At 40.1% G+C, this 18,423-nt stretch carries 20 protein-coding genes; 11 read left to right on the top strand and 9 right to left on the bottom strand.

The window, feature by feature from the left end:
- The first annotated feature begins 1 nt into the window (after nucleotide 1).
- Genes MKY77_RS13480 through MKY77_RS13470 form a run of 3 tightly spaced genes read left to right on the top strand, consistent with a single transcriptional unit; the run spans nucleotide 2 to nucleotide 5,419 of the window.
- Complete coding sequence (locus MKY77_RS13480; protein ID WP_339146389.1) at nucleotides 2-865, top strand: DUF58 domain-containing protein; 864 nt, start codon at nucleotides 2-4, stop codon at nucleotides 863-865.
- Nucleotides 865-2,676, top strand: a complete 1,812-nt coding sequence (locus tag MKY77_RS13475; protein ID WP_339146388.1) for a VWA domain-containing protein — start codon at nucleotides 865-867, stop codon at nucleotides 2,674-2,676. Before MKY77_RS13480 ends, MKY77_RS13475 begins: the two co-directional genes overlap by 1 nt.
- Nucleotides 2,660-5,419: a VWA domain-containing protein gene (locus MKY77_RS13470; protein ID WP_339146387.1), complete on the top strand. Its 2,760-nt coding sequence runs from the start codon at nucleotides 2,660-2,662 to the stop codon at nucleotides 5,417-5,419. Before MKY77_RS13475 ends, MKY77_RS13470 begins: the two co-directional genes overlap by 17 nt.
- Nucleotides 5,420-5,442: 23 nt before the next feature.
- Here MKY77_RS13470 and MKY77_RS13465 read toward each other — a convergent pair whose 3' ends face one another.
- Nucleotides 5,443-6,714 carry an MFS transporter gene (locus MKY77_RS13465; RefSeq protein WP_339146386.1) on the bottom strand — a complete coding sequence of 424 codons (1,272 nt, stop codon included), beginning with the start codon at nucleotides 6,712-6,714 and terminating at the stop codon, nucleotides 5,443-5,445.
- A 152-nt stretch (nucleotides 6,715-6,866) separates the two neighbouring features.
- Here MKY77_RS13465 and MKY77_RS13460 point away from each other — a divergent pair, with 152 nt between their 5' ends.
- Complete coding sequence (locus MKY77_RS13460) at nucleotides 6,867-7,433, top strand: SCO family protein (protein WP_339149818.1); 567 nt, start codon at nucleotides 6,867-6,869, stop codon at nucleotides 7,431-7,433.
- Between the two features lie 22 nt (nucleotides 7,434-7,455).
- Here the strand turns inward: MKY77_RS13460 and MKY77_RS13455 are convergent, their stop codons facing one another.
- Nucleotides 7,456-7,608 (bottom strand): hypothetical protein, encoded by a 153-nt coding sequence (locus tag MKY77_RS13455; protein ID WP_339146385.1) that lies wholly within the window; start codon nucleotides 7,606-7,608, stop codon nucleotides 7,456-7,458.
- Nucleotides 7,609-7,750: 142 nt separating this feature from the next.
- Here MKY77_RS13455 and MKY77_RS13450 point away from each other — a divergent pair, with 142 nt between their 5' ends.
- From MKY77_RS13450 to MKY77_RS13435, 4 genes are all read left to right on the top strand, one after another.
- Entirely contained in the window at nucleotides 7,751-8,656 is a 906-nt protein-coding gene (locus MKY77_RS13450; protein WP_339146384.1) for an SGNH/GDSL hydrolase family protein, read from the top strand.
- A gap of 11 nt (nucleotides 8,657-8,667) precedes the next feature.
- Nucleotides 8,668-9,255 carry a YpmS family protein gene (locus MKY77_RS13445; RefSeq protein WP_339146383.1) on the top strand — a complete coding sequence of 196 codons (588 nt, stop codon included), beginning with the start codon at nucleotides 8,668-8,670 and terminating at the stop codon, nucleotides 9,253-9,255.
- Between the two features lie 186 nt (nucleotides 9,256-9,441).
- Nucleotides 9,442-9,534 (top strand): YjcZ family sporulation protein, encoded by a 93-nt coding sequence (locus tag MKY77_RS13440; RefSeq protein WP_010193868.1) that lies wholly within the window; start codon nucleotides 9,442-9,444, stop codon nucleotides 9,532-9,534.
- A gap of 43 nt (nucleotides 9,535-9,577) precedes the next feature.
- Nucleotides 9,578-9,706, top strand: a complete 129-nt coding sequence (locus MKY77_RS13435) for a YjcZ family sporulation protein (RefSeq protein WP_082380721.1) — start codon at nucleotides 9,578-9,580, stop codon at nucleotides 9,704-9,706.
- A 58-nt stretch (nucleotides 9,707-9,764) separates the two neighbouring features.
- Here the strand turns inward: MKY77_RS13435 and MKY77_RS13430 are convergent, their stop codons facing one another.
- Nucleotides 9,765-10,502: a DUF4397 domain-containing protein gene (locus MKY77_RS13430; protein ID WP_339146382.1), complete on the bottom strand. Its 738-nt coding sequence runs from the start codon at nucleotides 10,500-10,502 to the stop codon at nucleotides 9,765-9,767.
- A 155-nt stretch (nucleotides 10,503-10,657) separates the two neighbouring features.
- Here MKY77_RS13430 and MKY77_RS13425 point away from each other — a divergent pair, with 155 nt between their 5' ends.
- On the top strand, nucleotides 10,658-11,458 hold the full coding sequence (locus MKY77_RS13425; RefSeq protein ID WP_339146381.1) for an alpha/beta hydrolase: 801 nt from the start codon (nucleotides 10,658-10,660) through the stop codon (nucleotides 11,456-11,458).
- 31 nt (nucleotides 11,459-11,489) lie between these two features.
- Here the strand turns inward: MKY77_RS13425 and MKY77_RS13420 are convergent, their stop codons facing one another.
- From MKY77_RS13420 to MKY77_RS13400, 5 genes are all read right to left on the bottom strand, one after another.
- Nucleotides 11,490-11,738 (bottom strand): DNA alkylation repair protein, encoded by a 249-nt coding sequence (locus MKY77_RS13420; RefSeq protein ID WP_339146380.1) that lies wholly within the window; start codon nucleotides 11,736-11,738, stop codon nucleotides 11,490-11,492.
- 292 nt (nucleotides 11,739-12,030) lie between these two features.
- Nucleotides 12,031-13,482 carry a carbon starvation protein A gene (locus MKY77_RS13415; RefSeq protein ID WP_339146379.1) on the bottom strand — a complete coding sequence of 484 codons (1,452 nt, stop codon included), beginning with the start codon at nucleotides 13,480-13,482 and terminating at the stop codon, nucleotides 12,031-12,033.
- Nucleotides 13,483-13,607: 125 nt separating this feature from the next.
- A complete protein-coding gene (locus MKY77_RS13410; protein ID WP_339146378.1) occupies nucleotides 13,608-14,336 on the bottom strand; it encodes a LytTR family DNA-binding domain-containing protein in 729 nt (242 codons plus the stop codon).
- Nucleotides 14,329-16,089, bottom strand: a complete 1,761-nt coding sequence (locus MKY77_RS13405; RefSeq protein WP_339146377.1) for a sensor histidine kinase — start codon at nucleotides 16,087-16,089, stop codon at nucleotides 14,329-14,331. The genes MKY77_RS13410 and MKY77_RS13405 overlap by 8 nt, the downstream gene beginning before the upstream one ends.
- Nucleotides 16,090-16,262: 173 nt before the next feature.
- Nucleotides 16,263-16,586, bottom strand: coding sequence for a MerR family transcriptional regulator (locus MKY77_RS13400; protein ID WP_088018440.1), 324 nt, complete (start codon nucleotides 16,584-16,586; stop codon nucleotides 16,263-16,265).
- A 189-nt stretch (nucleotides 16,587-16,775) separates the two neighbouring features.
- Between MKY77_RS13400 and MKY77_RS13395 the strand changes: the two genes are divergently transcribed.
- Nucleotides 16,776-16,961, top strand: a complete 186-nt coding sequence (locus MKY77_RS13395) for a Fur-regulated basic protein FbpA (RefSeq protein WP_339146376.1) — start codon at nucleotides 16,776-16,778, stop codon at nucleotides 16,959-16,961.
- Entirely contained in the window at nucleotides 16,939-17,088 is a 150-nt protein-coding gene (locus tag MKY77_RS13390) for a hypothetical protein (protein ID WP_339146375.1), read from the top strand. The genes MKY77_RS13395 and MKY77_RS13390 overlap by 23 nt, the downstream gene beginning before the upstream one ends.
- A 429-nt stretch (nucleotides 17,089-17,517) precedes the next feature.
- Here MKY77_RS13390 and MKY77_RS13385 read toward each other — a convergent pair whose 3' ends face one another.
- Nucleotides 17,518-18,366, bottom strand: coding sequence for a protein-glutamine gamma-glutamyltransferase (locus MKY77_RS13385; protein WP_339146374.1), 849 nt, complete (start codon nucleotides 18,364-18,366; stop codon nucleotides 17,518-17,520).
- Between the last annotated feature and the right edge of the window lie 57 nt (nucleotides 18,367-18,423).

The raw sequence follows: 18,423 nt of genomic DNA, 5'->3' as shown, positions 1-18,423 counted from the left end.
TATGTTGAATTCTATGCTAACCAAGCAGCTCCAAACCTATACACTTCAAGCAGGCAAGCTCAAGAGAAGCTGGCATAAAGGAACCAGGAAGTCGACAAGGTATGGTGCCTCCCATGACTTTTCCGACTACCGGATGTATGAGCAGGGAGACGACTTAAGGCAAGTGGATTGGAACATATTTGCCCGCACCCAAAAGCATTATATTAAACGGTATCTAGATGAACAGGAGTTGTCTGCATCCATTTATCTGGATTGTACCAACTCCATGGCCAGTTCTCCTGAAAAATGGAAACTTGCCAAAACACTTGCAGCTTCATTTGCTTATTTAGGACTAAGCCAGGATGACCGAATATCGATCATTGATGTGCATGGAGAGCAGGCACCTTACTTATATCGAAAAGGAAAAGGACATCTCTTTCAGATGCTGCAATACGTAGAGGAGATAAAAGCAAAGAAATCATACCTATTATTCTCAGAAGCCACTTTAGAACATGTCCAAAGAAAAAGCAGTGTATCGATTGTCATCAGTGACTTAATGGAACCCATTGACTCGGTTATACACACGTTAAAAATCATCCAAGCCAACCGACAGCAAATCTTTCTGTTGCAAGTCTTGGAAGAGGATGAATTAAGTCCAAGCTTTGATGGGGACTTTATGCTGATTGACAGCGAAACTAATCAGGAAGTGAATGTGACAGTTTCCGATTTTACTAGAAAGAATTATAAAGAAAAAATGAAACAAAGGATGGAGATGCTAGAGGGTTTCTGTTTTGAAAGGGGAATCTCCTATCTAGTGTGCAGTACAGGAGAGAAAGTGGAAGACATTTTATTCAAAAGGATGACCTCTAAAGGTTGGATTAGGTGATGGGAATGGGTTTTACGGCACCAATTTATTTTATGTTCAGTGCATTTTTACTTTTAGTTATCTTGATGTATTTTTTTCGGAAGCAATATGAAAAGAAAGCAATCCCTTCAGTCTTATTGTGGCAGGAATGGATGAACGAATTCGAAGCCCAGGCTTGGTGGAGGAAATTGCAGCACCATCTCCTTTTATACCTACAGCTACTGGCACTATTGTTCCTTATTTTCACTTTAACGCAGCCGTTCTTTGACAAGGAAGGCATAGAGGGAGATCATATCATTTTCATTATGGATACATCTGGTTCCATGACCGCCTTGGAAGGGGAGAAATCTCGACTGGTATTGGCCAAAGAGAAAATGGTTGAAACACTGGATAAAGTTGATAATCAAGACTTGACCGTTATTGTGGCAAAGGAACCTCCAGAAATTCTAATAGAAAGGTCCACCTCGAAAAAGCAAGTGTTACAACTTTTGGAAGGGTTAGAAACGTCTTACGCTTCTCCTAACTTGATAGATTCCATCAATATGGCCAAAAGCCTACTGGGGGATGAAAAAGGAAACATACAACTTATGACCGATAATTTTTCCAAGGACAATACTTTAGAGTTTCATCCCAACACAGCTTTTTTTGCCCATAATATAGGTAGTCCCCATATGAATCTGGCAGTGGAAACGTTTGGGGTTGCACTACGTGAAGATTATGTAATCGGAGTAGTTAACGTAAAGAATGAAGGGAAAGAATCAAGGGACATAAAACTAAACATATATGACGATCAGGATGATATAATACAACAATTTTCTGAGACGGTCGAAGGCAACAAGATTAAAACCATTTACCTTGATAAGCTCCCAATAGCGACAAGCTATAAAGCTATAGTTAGTGGAGACAATCATTACCTGTTGGATAATGAGCAGGTCGCTTTTCTTGGGCAACAACAAGACCCTACGGTATATGTCCATAAGGACATACATCCCTTTGCAAGAAAAGCCGTTGAAATTGCTAGCACCAACGTCATTCATCTGTCTTCTGGGCCAGATGAAGGTAATAGTTATGAAGGCGTTCATCTTATTCAAGGGGAATCAAGAAGCGACTGGCCATCTGGCCCAAAGCTTGTGTTTTTGACCGGGGAAGATGGGGAAAAACAGGTGGATCTTTTAGGTGAGGTAACAGCGAATATGTCCAATCCGTTGATGCAATCAGTTGAAATGGACAAGGTATATGTGGAAAAGAGTTTTTCATCAGAGGAATTTTCTTCCTTGGATGTGGTGGCAAGCCGAGGGGGAACTCCACTGATCCTATCGGGAATATATGAGGGTGATCCACTTATTGTGGTGACATTTGAACTTGGTTCCAGTGACTGGCCGCTCCATCCAGGCTTTCCCTTATTTATGTTCCATTCGATACAGGAATTGACCCAGAATCGCAGTATGTTGGGTTACTTTTATCCAGGTCAGGCCATGGACTATTTCCCGGCTTCCGATGTAAAAAAGGCGGAAATCGTTGATAAGAATGATAAGGTTGTCTTCTCATCAGAAGCATTTGATCAGCCGATTGACCTTCCCTTAAAACCAGGATTGTACACACTCAGGGAGATAAAGGACCAAACAGAGGCAATGAAGAGCTTTTATATTATGCTAGAGGATGAGGAAAAGTCGATCCAAACAGAAGATAGCTTTACAATATCGGCGGTTCCTTCTATAGAACAAGGAGAGGATACAACAACTAGCAAGGACATTTCTTTTTTGTTTCTAATACTTGCTCTTATCGTACTTTTGGTAGAATGGGAGGTTTATAGACGTGGAATTTCAAATTGAACACCCTCTCATGCTTTTATTTCTTATCCCGGTAATATACAGCCTGGTCCTGTTCTGGCGTAAAAAGAAAAAGAAACAGAAAAAAGAGTATGTCATTTTCTCCTTGCGAAGCATCATCTATTTAATGCTTATACTTGGACTATGCATGCCCTCTCTCCTTTCCCCTGTAAAAGGTACACATACCGTTTTCCTTGTCGATCAGTCAGATAGTGTTAAAAGGGTGGAAAGCGAAATCCTATCCTCCATTAATGAGGCGATCAAACAAAAGAAAGAAGAGGACAGTTATAGCATAGTCACTTTTTCGGAAAAGCCTAAATTGGAACGATCTTTTACTAATCAGCAAGAGACCGTTCAGCAAATTTCCATAAATGATAATCCACAGTTCACTAATCTGGAAGAGGGCTTGAAGTTTGCAGCAAATTATATTCCAGAAGATCGTAAAGGCAGAATAGTTTTATTGACCGATGGAATAGAAACAAACGGGAACAGTGCCAAACAATCCACATTCTATTCGGGGAGAAATTTAGAATTGGATGCAATGGCTTTCCAACCACCCTTTGTGGAGGATGTATCCTTACAAGCTTTCCATACCCCGCAATCAAGCTTTAAAGGAGAGGCGGTCCCATTTCAAATCGGTTTAGAGGCTAATGTGGACACAACTGCCACTTTGCATATCACGCAGAATAACGAAACCGTGATTAAAGAAGAAATTGTCGTGTCAAAAGGGACGAATAACTATTCCTATTCCATTCCCCTAGCAGACCCAGGTTTGTACACGTTCAAGGCAGAAATTTTCCCGAATCAAGATAAAATTGTAGAAAATAACATCTCTCATTCTTTAACACAGGTTTCTGGTCAACCTAAAGTTCTTATGGTGGACCAAGATGGTGAGGGTGATAATGTGTTGCGTGCGTTGGATGCAAGCGGCTGGAAGGTGGATCGCATACATCCAAGCCTGTTGCCGACGACACTTAGTGGATTTTTGGCCTATGAGAGCATCATTTTTCATAATGTTTCAGGTCATCTTTTAAGTGGACCACAAATGGAACTAATTGAAACAGCGGTCAGGGACTTTGGCGTCGGCTTTATGATGACAGGCGGCAATGAATCATATGGCCTTGGTGGTTATTTCCAAACCCCAATAGAGAAGATCCTTCCGGTGGATATGGATGTGAAAGGAAAGAAGGAAATACCTTCACTTGGATTAATCATTGTCCTGGACCGTTCGGGAAGTATGATGGGGGAAAAATTTGAATTGGCTAAAGAAGCAGCTGCGAGGTCCGTGGAACTATTAAAGGATGAGGATACATTTGGTTTTATTGCCTTTGATACAGAGCCTTGGACAGTGGTGGAGACGGAACCGATTAAGAATAAAGAGGAGGTCATTGAAACGATTCGCTCAACAGCTTTGGGCGGTGGAACAGATATTTTTCCTGCACTTAATCAAGCTTATGAGCAGTTGAACGAAATGGAGCTGAAAAGAAAGCATATTATCCTCTTAACGGACGGACAATCACATGATGGACCTTATGAGGAAATCATCGAGGAAGGTTTAACGAACAATGTTACTTTATCCACTGTGGCAATTGGTGGGGATGCTGATACTTCCTTGCTGGAAGAATTGGCAGAAATGGGAACAGGCAGATTTTATGAAGTGTATGAAGCAAGCTCTGTTCCAAGCATTCTTTCAAGAGAAACCGCACTCACTACAAAAACATATATCGAAGATAATCCACATGTACCGACCGTTTTTGCCGGATACGATTGGTCCAAAAGGTTCGAAAATGGCACACCATTTCTCAATACTTATATAGCAACCACGTTGAAATCGCGGGCTGAGCAGATCATTGCCAGTGAAAAAGAGGATCCCATCCTCGGTCGAATGAATTACGGTCTTGGGAGAACAATCGCTTGGACATCAGATGTTTCGGGTTCTTGGAGTGGAGGATTTCCATCTTGGGAAGAATGGACGGCTTTCTGGAACGAAATGGTGACATGGTCCTTGCCATCCTATGAGCAGGGGGCATATGACATCTCTTCATCTGTAAATGGTGGAAGGGCCTCCATACAAGTGGAGGCAATAAATGACAAATTAATACCAGTTTCTATTTCAATCTCAAATAATAAAGGGCAAATTATAGAAGACGCTAAAAGTAAGATGGTGGGACCTGGCCAATATGAAATCGAATTTTCAGCCATCCCAGACATCTACTTCCTCAATATCACACAAGAAGAGGAAGGAGAGGTTGTTTCAACGTTTACAAGTGGTATGGTTGTACCTTTTTCAACAGAGTTTGAACAAAGGCCGGTTAATATGGATTTACTAGAAACCATTACAGCTAATCAGCATGGTAAGGTGTTAAAAGATCCTAAGGAAGTGTTCCGTCCGTACCATAAGAATGTCTATCAGTCTCAAACGGTCTGGCTCCCTTTTATCATTATTGCTTTCTTCTTACTGATTTTCGAGATTTTCATAAGAAGGTTTGGTTTGAGTCCACTCGTCTTCTGGAACAAGAAGAAGGAGGAAAAGGCAGAAGTAGATAAAAAGTGGAAGGCACCAATAATTCAAAGAAAAACGGTAAAATCTAAAGCTAAACAGACTGCAAATAGGGAAGAGCCGAAAATTGAAAAGCTTAAAGAATTTAAGCCACCAAAAGAAAAAGAACAGACTCATAAAGAAACAAAAGTTTCAGAAGACCGTATGAATCAATTATTGAAAGCGAAAAACAGGAAACGAAGATAAGGCAAAGAGGCTGACATATCAAGTCAGCCTCTTTGTTTTTTTCTTTGAATTGGAAATTTAAACATGGAGAAAAAGTTGAATATGAAAGCAACTGAAATTTTCTTCTGACCTTCGTGTAAAAAGAAAAAGCATAGAATGGCTTGTATGAAACAGAGTGCCGAAGATAATCCGAAAATGGTGGGTACAGAAAAATCCATGAAATATCCAAATGCGGTAGGTCCTAAAGCAATCCCAACAAATCTGACTGATCCATAAAGGGCGGTTACAAAGCCCCTAGCTTTTTTTTCCACGGAATTGGTGATAATGGCATTCATACAAGGTAGTATGATTCCTATAGATGTGCTGATTAGGGATATTATTAGGATTTTCCACCATAAATTGTTAAAGAATAATAACCCTAATAGGAAGCCTGCAAGTAAAAGGAAATTAATGATTATTACCGTATTTATATAGTGAATAAATCTGCTAATGGCGGTCCCGGTTAGGAAGGAAGCAATCGTTAAGAACAAGAGTGGAAAAGATAAGATGAGACCATTAAGGAAACCATGCGTTTCAAATCTGTTTTCCAACATATCAGAAGAATAGAACAAAAGACCAAAAAGTAGAAAAAGGCAAAGGGCTCCAGCACTGTAGCTTGTAAATAAATAAAATCTATTCTTCCTCAAAACTTCTGACAGATGTCTAACATAACTTTTAACATTCACTAGTTCAGGAGGGTGCTCTCCTTTTTCCACAAATTTATAGAACATGACTAATAAAATGCCGCATGCAACCGGAAATGCGAAGAATACATAATGCCACATTATCAAGGCAATAAATGCTCCAACCAACGGCGAAACGACTTTACCCAGGCTGTTGGTTATCTCCATGAGACTTAGAACCTTCAACAGTTTCTTTCCTGAAAACAAATCTGCTACGATTGCCATTGCAATTGGAGCTGTTCCTGCAGATCCGACCCCTTGAAGGACCCGACCCACCATGATTCCTTCGAATGCATAATTCGATTCTACTATGGAAGCAACCCCAGATATTAACCCTCCCATTCCATAAAGCATAAGCGAGGCTATGATTACATCCTTCCTTGAATATCTATCGGACAGGAATCCGATGAATGGGATGGTGATGGCCCCAGCGACAGAGAATATGGATAAGATGAGACTTGCCTGTACTTGGGTTAGTTGGAGATCATGGCGTATTTCAGGTAGCACCGGAATAAGCATGGAGTTTCCTAATACAAGAATGAAAGAGGTAGATGTGAGGGAGATGATCTTGATTGACTCAGATTCTGGTTGCATATCCTGTTCCCTTCTACATATAAAATGTGTTTATTTTATGAATTTCTTCAGGAGTTACTTTTAACTTTCTATAAGAAGTGATACGATTTGATTGGAAAATCGAAAAAATAATTAGACGGAATAAGGTGAAGCCTTTGCTGAACAATTGTAAAATAGTAATAATTGGTCTTTGCGCTGTAATACTTGCAGCATGCAGTGGCAATTCGGAAATACCGGATACAACAAACTGGGAACTAGCAGACTTTCAATTTATAAACCAAGAAAACGAACAGGTTGGGTTGGAGGACTTGAAGGGTGAGATTACAGTAGCCAATCTTATTTTTACGAATTGCACCACAGTTTGTTCCCCAATGACTGCCAATATGGCAAGGCTACAACGGATGGCTGAAGAAGAAAAACTGGATGTCCAATTTTTATCCTTTTCGGTCGACCCTGAAGTTGATAATCCCGAAGTCCTGAAGGAGTTTGGAGGGAACTTTCAAGCAGATTTCACGAATTGGAACTTCCTTACAGGTTATTCTCAAAAAGAGATAGAAAAGTTTGGCCAGGAGAACTTCAAAACAATCGTAGCTAAACCAAAAAACGGTGGGGAAGTTGTCCATGGAACAAGTTTTTACTTAATCGATCAAGAAGGAACTATCATAAAAAATTACAATGGACTTGATGTCCCTTATGAAGAAATACTTGAACATATCGAAATCCTTCAACAACAACAATAGAACCGGGTCACTCTTGATTTTCTCAAGAGTGATCCGGTTGTTTCATTTCCTCACCCGTATCGCGGCTGGCATGTAGGCCATCTGTAACAATAACATGGAGCTCCTTAGAAAATAGTTCTTTGGAAATCTCCTCGTTGCAGGCTAGAATTTCTTTTTCTTCTGTTTGTTTCTCCATTGTTTCTGCTCCTTTTACTCATTCCATTTTTAGCAAGTAACCTTAAGGTTTTGAAAAATATACTGGAGTATGTTATAAAAAATATACTGTCTTCATTCTAAAGAATTACAATTGCATCCTTAACAAATAAGGAGAATGTATAATGAATAAATTTTGGAAAATTGCCCTATTGGGCTTCCTGGTAATTAGTATGGTTAGTTGCTCTTCAGAAAATTCATCCAGTTATGTGCTGGAAAAAGCGAAAGAGCGCAGAGTGAGTCAAAACGAAAAACAGCTTTTTAGAGATTTTTTTAAAAGAGAAGAAACTGGGGAAAATCAGAATAAAATCATAAACATTGAAGAAAAAGAAGAGGTAACGGAGGAATTTTTTGATCGTTCCTTCAAGTTGGTGTTTTTCGGCGACTCCCTGACCCAAGGGGTAGGCGATAAGTCCGAAAATGGAGGCTTTACCTCAAGAGTGCAGGAATTTTATGAGAGCAGACCGTATATTGAAAATGCAAGTGTCACCAACCTCGGAGTAAGAGGGAACCGAACCAATCATCTGTTAAAAAGATTGGAGGATCCTGAAGTCCAGGAGGCATTGTCAGAGGCTGATGTAATTTTTATGACTGTTGGTGGAAATGACCTGATGAAGGTCATAAGAGAAAACTTTCTAGACTTGAACTTTTCTCTTTTTGATAAAGAACAGAAACTATACGCGGAAAGGCTTGACAGTGTTCTTGGAGAGATTAGAAAACACAACGATAGCAGTAGGATATATATTGTGGGTCTGTTCAACCCGTTTTACCAATTCTTTCAAGAGATAGAGGAGATGAATGAGGTTGTTACCAACTGGAATGCAACCACAATTTCGGTTTTAGATGAATATCCAAACACCGCTTATGTACCGATCCAAGATATATTCATTGATCCAGAAGAGAATCTGCTGGACGATGACCAGTTTCATCCTAATGAAAAAGGGTATCAATTAATAGGAAATAATATTATCGAAGAAATAAAACGTTTCAATGAAGAAAGTACGACGGATGAAATGTTAGAAGAAGAATAGTGGAGAGGATTATGGTGAAAAGAGTAATCAATTGGAAAACAGCTTTTATGGGCTTGCTAATATTAAATATTTTGATAGCTGGAGCAGCTATCTTAATGGTTTTTTTGCCCAAACACACAAATTTCAAACTTAATGGTGATGGGGATGAGCGTAAAAGGGTGGCATTTAACATCCAATCGGACAAAAATGACTTAAATGAACTTATTCGTTACTATCTAGAAAAAGAAACCAAAAGACCATTGAATTACGAAGTAAGATTGACTGATCGAGTGGAACTACGCGGGGAAATGAAGGTATTTGAAAGGGACATTCCTCTGACGATGACTTTCATACCTGAAGTCCAGGAAAATGGGGATGTAGCTCTAAAGCAGGATTCCATGTCCATTGGAAGGTTACAAGTGCCGGTTTCCATGGTACTTAAATATGTTGCGGATAACTATCCTTTACCATCTTGGGTTAAAATCATCCCGAATGAACAAAGCATTTATGTAGCTCTGCAGGAATTGGAGCTGCAAAGTGATACGAAGGTAGAATTCACTAAATTTGATGTGGAAAACAATGATATAAGGTTCAGGTTGTTGGTTCCTGTCGAGGACTAACAAGTGAAGAAGGCTGTTCCGTGGTCAAAGCTGATCATGAGAACCGCCTTTTTTGTTTTTCCGGCAAGGGTGAAGAAAGCGAAGTTATAAAATATACCCAAATTTTTTTGGAACTAGGCATATGCCTTTACCAATGGCCCCTGTGTGAATACATTATGTATTAGGAAAGAGGGGGAGGTGTAGAGCATGGGTGGTTCTGGTTATGGATCAGGATTCGCGTTAATAGTTGTTCTGTTTATTTTACTGGTGATTGTTGGTGCTGGGGTACTTCACTACTAATTACTAAGGTGAGATATAAACCCTTGTAGAGGAGGTGACAGCTATGAGTTGGTGTGGTTGCGGTTACGGTCAAGTAGCAGGAGCAGGATACCCAGGTGGTTACGGAAGCTCTTTCGTGTTAATCGTAGTATTGTTTATTCTTCTAATCATCGTTGGTGCTGCTTGGTGCTAATAGAATAGAATGGGATGCTCAATCATTCTCTGATTGAGCATTTTGTATGTTTTCCGTTTTAGGGAACTAAAAAAATAGTTTCTAAGCCATTGCTTCCAATTGCAATGATGGTATAAGCAAGGTCCGGTTTTAAGCTAACACGATTCAGTGGTAGGACGACATCCTTTGTCCCTGCAAGTCTTACTTCCAAGTCAACGGTCATCGGTGTGAGGCCTAGATACTCTGAAAGCTCTGTGAAGGAGATGTCAGAAAACACTACATCGCCTTTTTTAACGGCGATATCTACAGCAGGAGCGCTTGGAGACAAGTGCCAGAAACGTAATTTTGCCTCGCTTTGGGGAACAGAAGGGTCATCTTCTATCATAATTAATTGAAGATTATCCCCTGAGCCAGCTATTGCTAAAGTGTAACTGCTATCTGGAATTAGCTGAATCGTACCAGTTTGAAGGGGAGATTCAGTAGAACCACTTTTATACACGGATATTTGAATGTCCATCTGTTTCGTCTCTACATATACACTGCTATTTTTATAACGGAGATCTCGCCAAACAACCTCCTTATCCATAAAAATATCTAAAGATGGTGATTCGGGTGATGCATGTTTAAACCTAACCTTAGCATAAGGATCTGTATTTCTTCTTTCCCCTTTTAAAATCGCTTCATTGTGTAACCATTTGTGAAGATGGAAATAGTGCATCTTATAAAAGTGGATATGTTTTTCCGGGTCGAGATATTTGAAGTAGTCAGCAAGTAGCTGGTATTGAGCAGCACGGTAATAATGTTCTTCATTAGACATGGATGTACCAACACCTCCAATAACTTCTATTGCTACATGGATATGCGACGATAAATCGATTATTAACCATTCCCCTTAAATATCGTGGCAACTTGTTTAGGATGAACGAGTCAGTGGTAAGTTAAGGGAAGAATAGAAAAAGAGAGGTGAGCAATATGGCAGAGTTTGAAAGTACCATAAATAGTGATGTGTCTTTGTTTTATGAAGATAAAGGAGTTGGCCAAACGGTGGTTCTTCTGCATGGATTCTGCGGGTCTCATGCATATTGGAAGTATGTGATGGATGGAATAGCCACTTATTATCGAGTTATTGCCATTGATTTAAGAGGTCATGGTCACTCAGCAGTCTCGGAAGAACCCTTTACCATAGATGATATGGCTGAGGATGTAAAACTTCTAATGGACAAATTGGAGATTGAACGGGCAACCATAATCGGTCATTCTCTAGGTGGTTATATCGCTCTTTCATTTGCAGAACGATATGATAATCTGTTGGAAGGGATCGGGCTTATCCATTCCACTTCCTATCCTGACTCAGAGGAAGGGAAAATAGGAAGGGATAAAGCGAAGGAAAACATCCAGCAGAATGGGATCGAAGAATTTATTGATGAATTAGCCAAAAAGCTGTTTGCACCTCAAAACATGGAGCACTTTAAGGGAGAAGTGGAATTTACAAAAACCATTGGACGTTCTACCAAAATTCATGGCGCAATCGGCGCGCTGGAAGCTATGAAAAACAGAGAAGATAAAACACAATTTCTTAAAGGATATAACAAGCCTGTGTTACTCCTTGCTGGTCAAAAAGACCAAATAATTCCACAGGAAAATACTTTTGTATCAGAAGGTGACCATGTCACGCAGATCCTTCTTGAGAATTCAGGTCACATGGGGATGCTCGAAGAACCCAAAGCTTTTATAAACGCACTAAACACTTTCCTCACAGATATAAAACAATAAAAAAAGGATAAAGGCCCTCTTTTAAGGGCTTTTATCCTTTTTGCAATTCAGCATGTTTAATAAAGGTTATTTCTTCATCAACCTGTCCGCAAGTGGCACACTGGATTTTGTGTGAAGGTCCTTTATAAGGAATATGGAAAGGATCCATGTTTCCGGATGTGTATTCTTCCACCACTTCACCTGATTGCGGATTCAACTTAACGGATTTTGCTACCTGTTCAATGATGTTGAAACGTGAGCGGTTTGTTTTACAATTTGGACATAAATAAGGGGATGTCATTAATAATCCGCCTCCTTTATAGGTAGTTTTTTCTGAAAGAAATATTTTTATACAAAGCTCTTTTCTCAGGGATGGTGGGTAATCACTAGTAGAAAGTCGGCAAAATTGGCCTGTTCACTGCTTAGTAACTCTAAAATAGGCAGGCTAGCTATCTTGTAGAGCTAGGAAAAGAGAACGACAGCAAGGAATATAACAGTTTGTCATTAAATTCGAAAAACAACAAAGTATGGGAAAGTACCCTTATATATACAAAGATGCCTACCTGCAGAGGCAGGTAGGCATCGAGCTGTTGTTATGCAGCTTTGTTGTCTGAAAGGTCTTCAGCATCCAGTTGAAAATCCGTTTTGCGAGAAGCAATGGCTTTAACATAGAATAGCCCAATGATAATAATCGTAAACATAGCAGCACCAACATATGATGCTTGTATCGGCAATCGGAAACCGATTGGTGCATTCAAGATATAAGTGGTTGTTGCCATCGTCATGAATATGGCAGGAATCATGGCAATATAGTATTGTTTTCGTGCAATGAAGAGATACATTGCTCCTACCCATAAGGCAATGACGGCAGTGGATTGGTTAGCCCAGGAGAAATATCTCCAGAGTAATTCAAAATCTATATTCGTTAATACAAATGAGATAACAAAAAGCGGGATGGCTATCCACATACGGCTGATAATCTTCTTTTGAGAAATGTTGAAATAATCTGCAATAATCATACGGGCACTACGGAAAGCAGTATCGCCTGATGTGATAGGCAGGATAATAACTCCGATGACAGCCATGGTACCACCAATTGCACCAAGCATAGTAACGGATACTTCACTTACAACTGCACCAGGTCCCCCGTTTGCCAAGATCTCACTAAGGCCTGCGGAGCCATTGAACAGGCTCATTCCTGCTGCAGCCCAGATCATGGCAATGATACCTTCTGCAATCATCATACCGTAGAAGATGCGTCGGCCTTGTTTTTCATTTTGTGTCGTTCTGGAAATGATTGGCGTTTGTGTTGCATGGAAGCCTGAAAGTGCTCCACAAGAAATAGTCAAGAACAATAATGGGAAGATAGGCACATTATCAGGGTGCATGTTTGTAAAACTTAATTCAGGGATAGGTGCCCCTGTAATGATAAGGGATGCCCCTACACCTAATGCACTGATTAACAATAGTGCTCCGAAGATCGGATACAAGCGACCGATCACCTTGTCAATTGGCAACATGGTAGCAAAAATATAATAGATGAAGATAACTAAGATAATGGCACCTAGTGCAATGCTTCCATCAGCCAATGTATGGATCAAACCTGCCGGAGCAGTGACGAAAACGGTTCCAACTAAAAGCAATAGCAAAATGGCAAATGCGTTAACTGTGTGTTTCATGAATTTACCGAGGAATTTTCCAGCCAGTTCAGGTAAATGTGCTCCGCGGTTACGGATGGATATCATTCCAGTCAAGTAATCATGAACGGCCCCTGCAAAAATACATCCTAAAACTATCCATAAAAATGCAACCGGGCCGTAAAGTGCACCTAGAATAGGTCCGAAGATTGGTCCAACCCCGGCAATGTTTAATAGTTGAATCAAGGAATTTTTGTTTTTACCCAAAGGTAGATAATCAACGCCATCCTGGTTGGAGTAGGCAGGCGTTTTTCTTGAATCCTTAATACCAAAAACTCTTTCCACGAATTTTCCGTAAATGAAATATCCTAAAATTAGCAAGATGATTCCTGCAATGAATGTATACATGAATGATGACCCCTCTCTTTTTTTTGGAGTAACATCATTATAGGATGAAAAGGCTTACATTAGGGTCAACTTTGTTTAACATGTATGTAAAAAGAAATAACATGTCAGTTTTCGACACTGACATGCTATAATTCAAGTTTATTTCTAAGTGATTTCACATAATTTCTGCTTACGGAAAGTTTTTCTGTACTGTTGGTTAGTTCGAGCATATAGGCACCGTTAAACCAGGGGATCAATTTGGATACATAGTTCAAATTCACAAGATAGCTTTTATGGATGCGAAAGAAAGGAAAGCTGGTTAGCCTTTCTTCAAGATCCTTCAAGGCAAGCTTCGATTCGAAATTGGCCTCTTTCGTGTATATGCGTGATAGTCGATCCTCGCGGCTAATATAAAGAATGTCCAAAGGATCCAAGAAATGAATTTCACCATCATGTTCAACAGCTAGCTTGGAGGAGGAACTTGGTGGAGGGACTTCCTTATCTCCATGTAGAAGTTTTCTAAGTCGCTGTATGGTTTGTTCTAATTGTTCCTCTTCATAAGGTTTCAACAAATAATCTACCGCTTCATGACGAAAGGCCTCTACCGCAAAGTTTGGGTATGCGGTTGCAAAAACAATAAGGGGGGATTTCTTCAATTCCTTTAAATGCTTGGCAACTTCCAATCCATTCATTTTCGGCATTTCAATATCAAGAAATACCACGTCGGGTTGCTGTTGCATGCATGCCACTAAGGCGTCTTCTCCGGATGCAGCCTCTCCAAGTATCTGTATCGATTTATATTCCCCAAGCAGGTGTTTCAGTTCATCACGGCTATAACGTTCATCATCCACTATCATAATCTTTATTTTATTCATTAGATAATTCATCCTCATTTAATCTTTTATGGATGGAAAAGGATACCGTGGTACCAACATTTGGTGCACTTTGAAAATGTAATTTCGATTCCTTTCCATACATCATTGTTAGTCTCTTATTGATATTGTACAGTCCCAGCCCCGTCCCAGTAGAAGATGAAACTAAATCCTCTCCGAGTATGGCGATTCGATTTTGGGAAATCCCTATTCCATTGTCTGCAATAGAGATGAAAATATCATCAAGGGACTCCTTGATCTGTATGTTGATTTTACAGTTTTCGTTTATATCCTTGAGTCCATGTTTGACCGCATTTTCCACAATGGGTTGCAGGGACAGTGGAGGGACGAGATAGGGGAGGGCGGACTCCTCTACATTGTATTCTACGGTTAAACGATCGACAAAGCGTGCTTCTTCCACAGAAAGGTAGGCCTGCACATGCTTTAACTCCTCTTGTAGAGTAGTCCACTTTTCCGTTGTTGCCGTCAAATTTTGGCGGAAGAAACGGGAAAGGGAAATAAGCAGCTTTCTTGCTTTCTTTGGATCTGTCCTTATCAATGAAACAATAACATTCAAAGAGTTGAACAGGAAATGCGGACTTATTTGCGCTTGAAGCGCTTTTATCTCCGCTTCTTTCGCTAGCTTGGAAGCCTTTTCGGCATCCGATATTTCTAGCTGGTGGCTCATGAGGGAGCTTAACCCTTTGATGAGCTGTATGACGACATTATCGATATCCTTTTCTGAGGGAAAGTAGAACTTGAGTGTTCCAACCGGTTTCTCCCTCTTCTTTAATGGTGCGATGACAACTGCTCCTAATGGGCAGGATGATTCCTGACACTGAATGTCTTTTTTTCCTGCCACTAAAAGGTTTCCAAGTTCCAGTACTTGCTTGGTACTATATGTCTGGATGGGAGAGAGGGGACGATGATGGTCATTCCCAATTCCAACATGAGCAAGGATCTGCTCTTTATCTGTAATTGCCACCGCACTAGCGTTCACTTTCTTATAAATAATCTTGCACGTTTCTTCAGCGGAATTTGGACTTAAGCCTGTTCTAAGATGAGCAAGTGTATTCTCTGCAAGAGACAAAGCCTTTTGCGCCTGGACAGCACCTACCTTTTCCTCTTCATTAATTACTGCCAGTATAATAAGAAAGAAAAGTGCTGACCCCACTCCGTTTGCCAATATCATTGGAAGTCCAATGCTTTCCACAAGACTCAAAGCACGCTCAAAGGGCTGAGAACCGATAAGAATGATTCCCATTTGTATCGCTTCTGCCAATGCACCTGTTAAGAGAGCAACACGGACGCTTATGCGTTTTCCTTTGTACTTACTACGTATGAACCCAGCTAAAAGTCCAGCCACGATGGCGGAAAATCCGCAGGAAAAAGCGGTAAACCCACCTAAACTCATACGATGGATGCCAGCTATCAGCCCTGCACCAATTCCCACCTTGTATCCTCCAAGCAGTCCTGCCATAACAATTCCAATGACACGGGAATTAGCGATTGCTTCTGTTTGATTCAATTCCGTAATCCAACGGTTAAAGCCTAAAGTTTCCGTACTGAAGGTCAGACCTGTGTATGTACCGATGATTCCGAAGAATCCGAAGAATAATATGGCATAAACTTGTTGATCACGTCCAATCTCCTGACGGTTGATCAGTTGTCGAAAAAAAGGAAGTCTTGTCATAATGAAGGCCACGGTTACAATGATCCCGAGGCGCTCCAGCATAGTGAGTAGTAATTCAAACATCAATACACGCTCCACAAATATTCATGATGTGATAATGGTAGCATATCCAAAGTCTCCAGTTAAGATTTAACTGGTATTTTGCAAAAGCAAAAGAAAAAAGGCTTTTTCCTTTCTGCATGTGAATGGAACGAGCCCCTTTAGGTGCTAATATTTTGGATAAAAATTAACTTCAATCAATTTCTGTTTTGCTTAAAGTGAGCCTGTATTTGGCCTTTCAACATCTGTTTTTTCCAATTTTCATTTTCTTTTTCTTTCTTTTTCCATTCTCTGCGTATTTCGTGCGTTTGAACGCCTTCTTCCATCTGGTTAGCGATTTCCATGAGGCGCTCTACATCCGAGAAGGAATACTTCCTGATACCTGAACCGGAACGTGCAGGAAATATAAGCTTGCGTTCTTCGTAGTATCTTATTTGTCTTTCAGATAAGCCTGTAAGATCACGAACAGTGCCGATTGAGATGACTTTTCTTTCTTTTAACGAAGGGTCTTCCTGTGTCATAGCCATTCACATCCTATTCTACATCTCTTAAATACATTATAGTACAAGTGAAGATCCGGTTCCTGGGTATTTGTCAGAAATCCTTACAATTAAATAATTGAAACATATAATTTTGTGTTAAAAGTTCTTACATAAATGAGGAAGAACAAGAAGATATCGTCTAAACTTTCCTAAAGAGAGGTGAGGCGAATGTCTAATATTCTAAAGAATGCCATAATTGATGCAAGAGAATTCTATATTGAAAAACTTATTGCAACTGGCAATTTTCTGGACGATGGACTTCTTTCCTCGTACACGTTAAGTGAACTCAAGAAAGAGTACACAACTTTAATTGAAAAGGGGAGGGATAAAGATGGAAATGAAACAACTTTCTGATTCGTTAAAGTTGGCAAGTGATATCATCAAATTGGACCAAGAACGAGATGCGAGGTGGGAGGAATTGCTTAAGGCGGAAGGGGACCGGGCTTTAGAAATACTAAGATATGTCCAAAATTACAAATAAAGGCTGACCCTGCGGTAGGAAAGGACATGGAAGACCCCACAGGGTGAAGCAAAGGCCACTGAAAAACCTAAAAACTTATCTTTTTATGGTTTCTAGCTGTTGATTGGAGAAATAGGCGAAGACTCCAGCGGGGGGAATAGCGACAATCTTGAGACCCCGCAGGGCGTAGCCTGAGGAGGCTCAAGGTCGCCTTCTGGATAAGCGTAGCCGTTTGCGGAAATCAACTACGGTGTTAACCAGAATATTAAAGTTCATTACTTTTTCAGTGGCCCCAAGCGGTGTGAGGAGACTTCCTTACCGTCCGCGGAAAGCGAAGCTCCTGTAACGGAGATCAACTGTTACAGGTAATAACCGAACTAATCAATAGACTGTCACAGTCTGAAAGGCTGACTCCTTCTAAGGGATTCAGCCTTTCCTTTTGATGTGTTCCTAGTTATGCAGATAGTGACGATATAGATAAAAAAGGTATCGGTCACAGGAGATAGAGTCTTTATTATGGAGAATGATCGGATGATAATTTTTTGTTTTAATATAATCACGTTGATTTAAGAACAGCTTCGCCAAGTGTGTGAAAGATGGTCTTGCTACATAATCAGTCAGATAGGCGGGCTGGGTGCTTTCTGGCTTTCTAGTGCTATTTAGAAACTCGATGATATAATCCGCATCCTTTATTCCGAGACCGTGCCCAAAATACTTGCCGCCCCCCATCACCACCGCATTTTCTCCTCTCCACCAATAAGTTAAGGGGTTAAAATCAGGATTTTTAAAATAAACTACATCACCCGGTATAAAGTGATAAGTGTGAACGGATTGCATAACAAGATCAGAGTCAAAATGCCAGCTATATAAAAAAAGTTCTTGGAAGTACTTATTAAAAAACCGTTCACCTACTGTATTAAGAATGGCATGATAATAAATCATTACAATACCTGTCGCACATTCATAAGCATACTCCTGGCTATTTGTAAAAATATCAGAAATTGCATCAGATGGATTGACATCTTTTCTTAGTGATAAACCGCCAACCTCTGTAATCTGCCAGAAGGCAGGGTTACCCTGGGTCCCAGCAAAAGTTTCAAAACGTGCTACCCCTTTTGCCATTAAGGTGGCACTGGCAACAATGTTATTCCGTAAGGCTATTTCAAATTCCAATTCTCCAGGATTATCATATGAGTAGGTCACTTTGTCAGCAAGTAATCTTTTGAAAATAGTTTCTTCCAACCCCTTAAACGAAAATATGGAGGTATCTGAAACAGATTCACCTGATATAAGAATCATACTATCCCTCTTTTCAAAATACCGATTTCATTCCTTGTAATAAGGATATTCGTATTT

Origin of the sequence: Sutcliffiella sp. FSL R7-0096 (genome assembly GCF_038595065.1) — a bacterium.
Classification (GTDB): Bacteria; Bacillota; Bacilli; order Bacillales; family Bacillaceae_I; genus Sutcliffiella_A.
The sequence above is the reverse complement of the archived record's forward strand: the minus strand, read 5'-3'. Positions and strand labels throughout refer to the sequence as shown.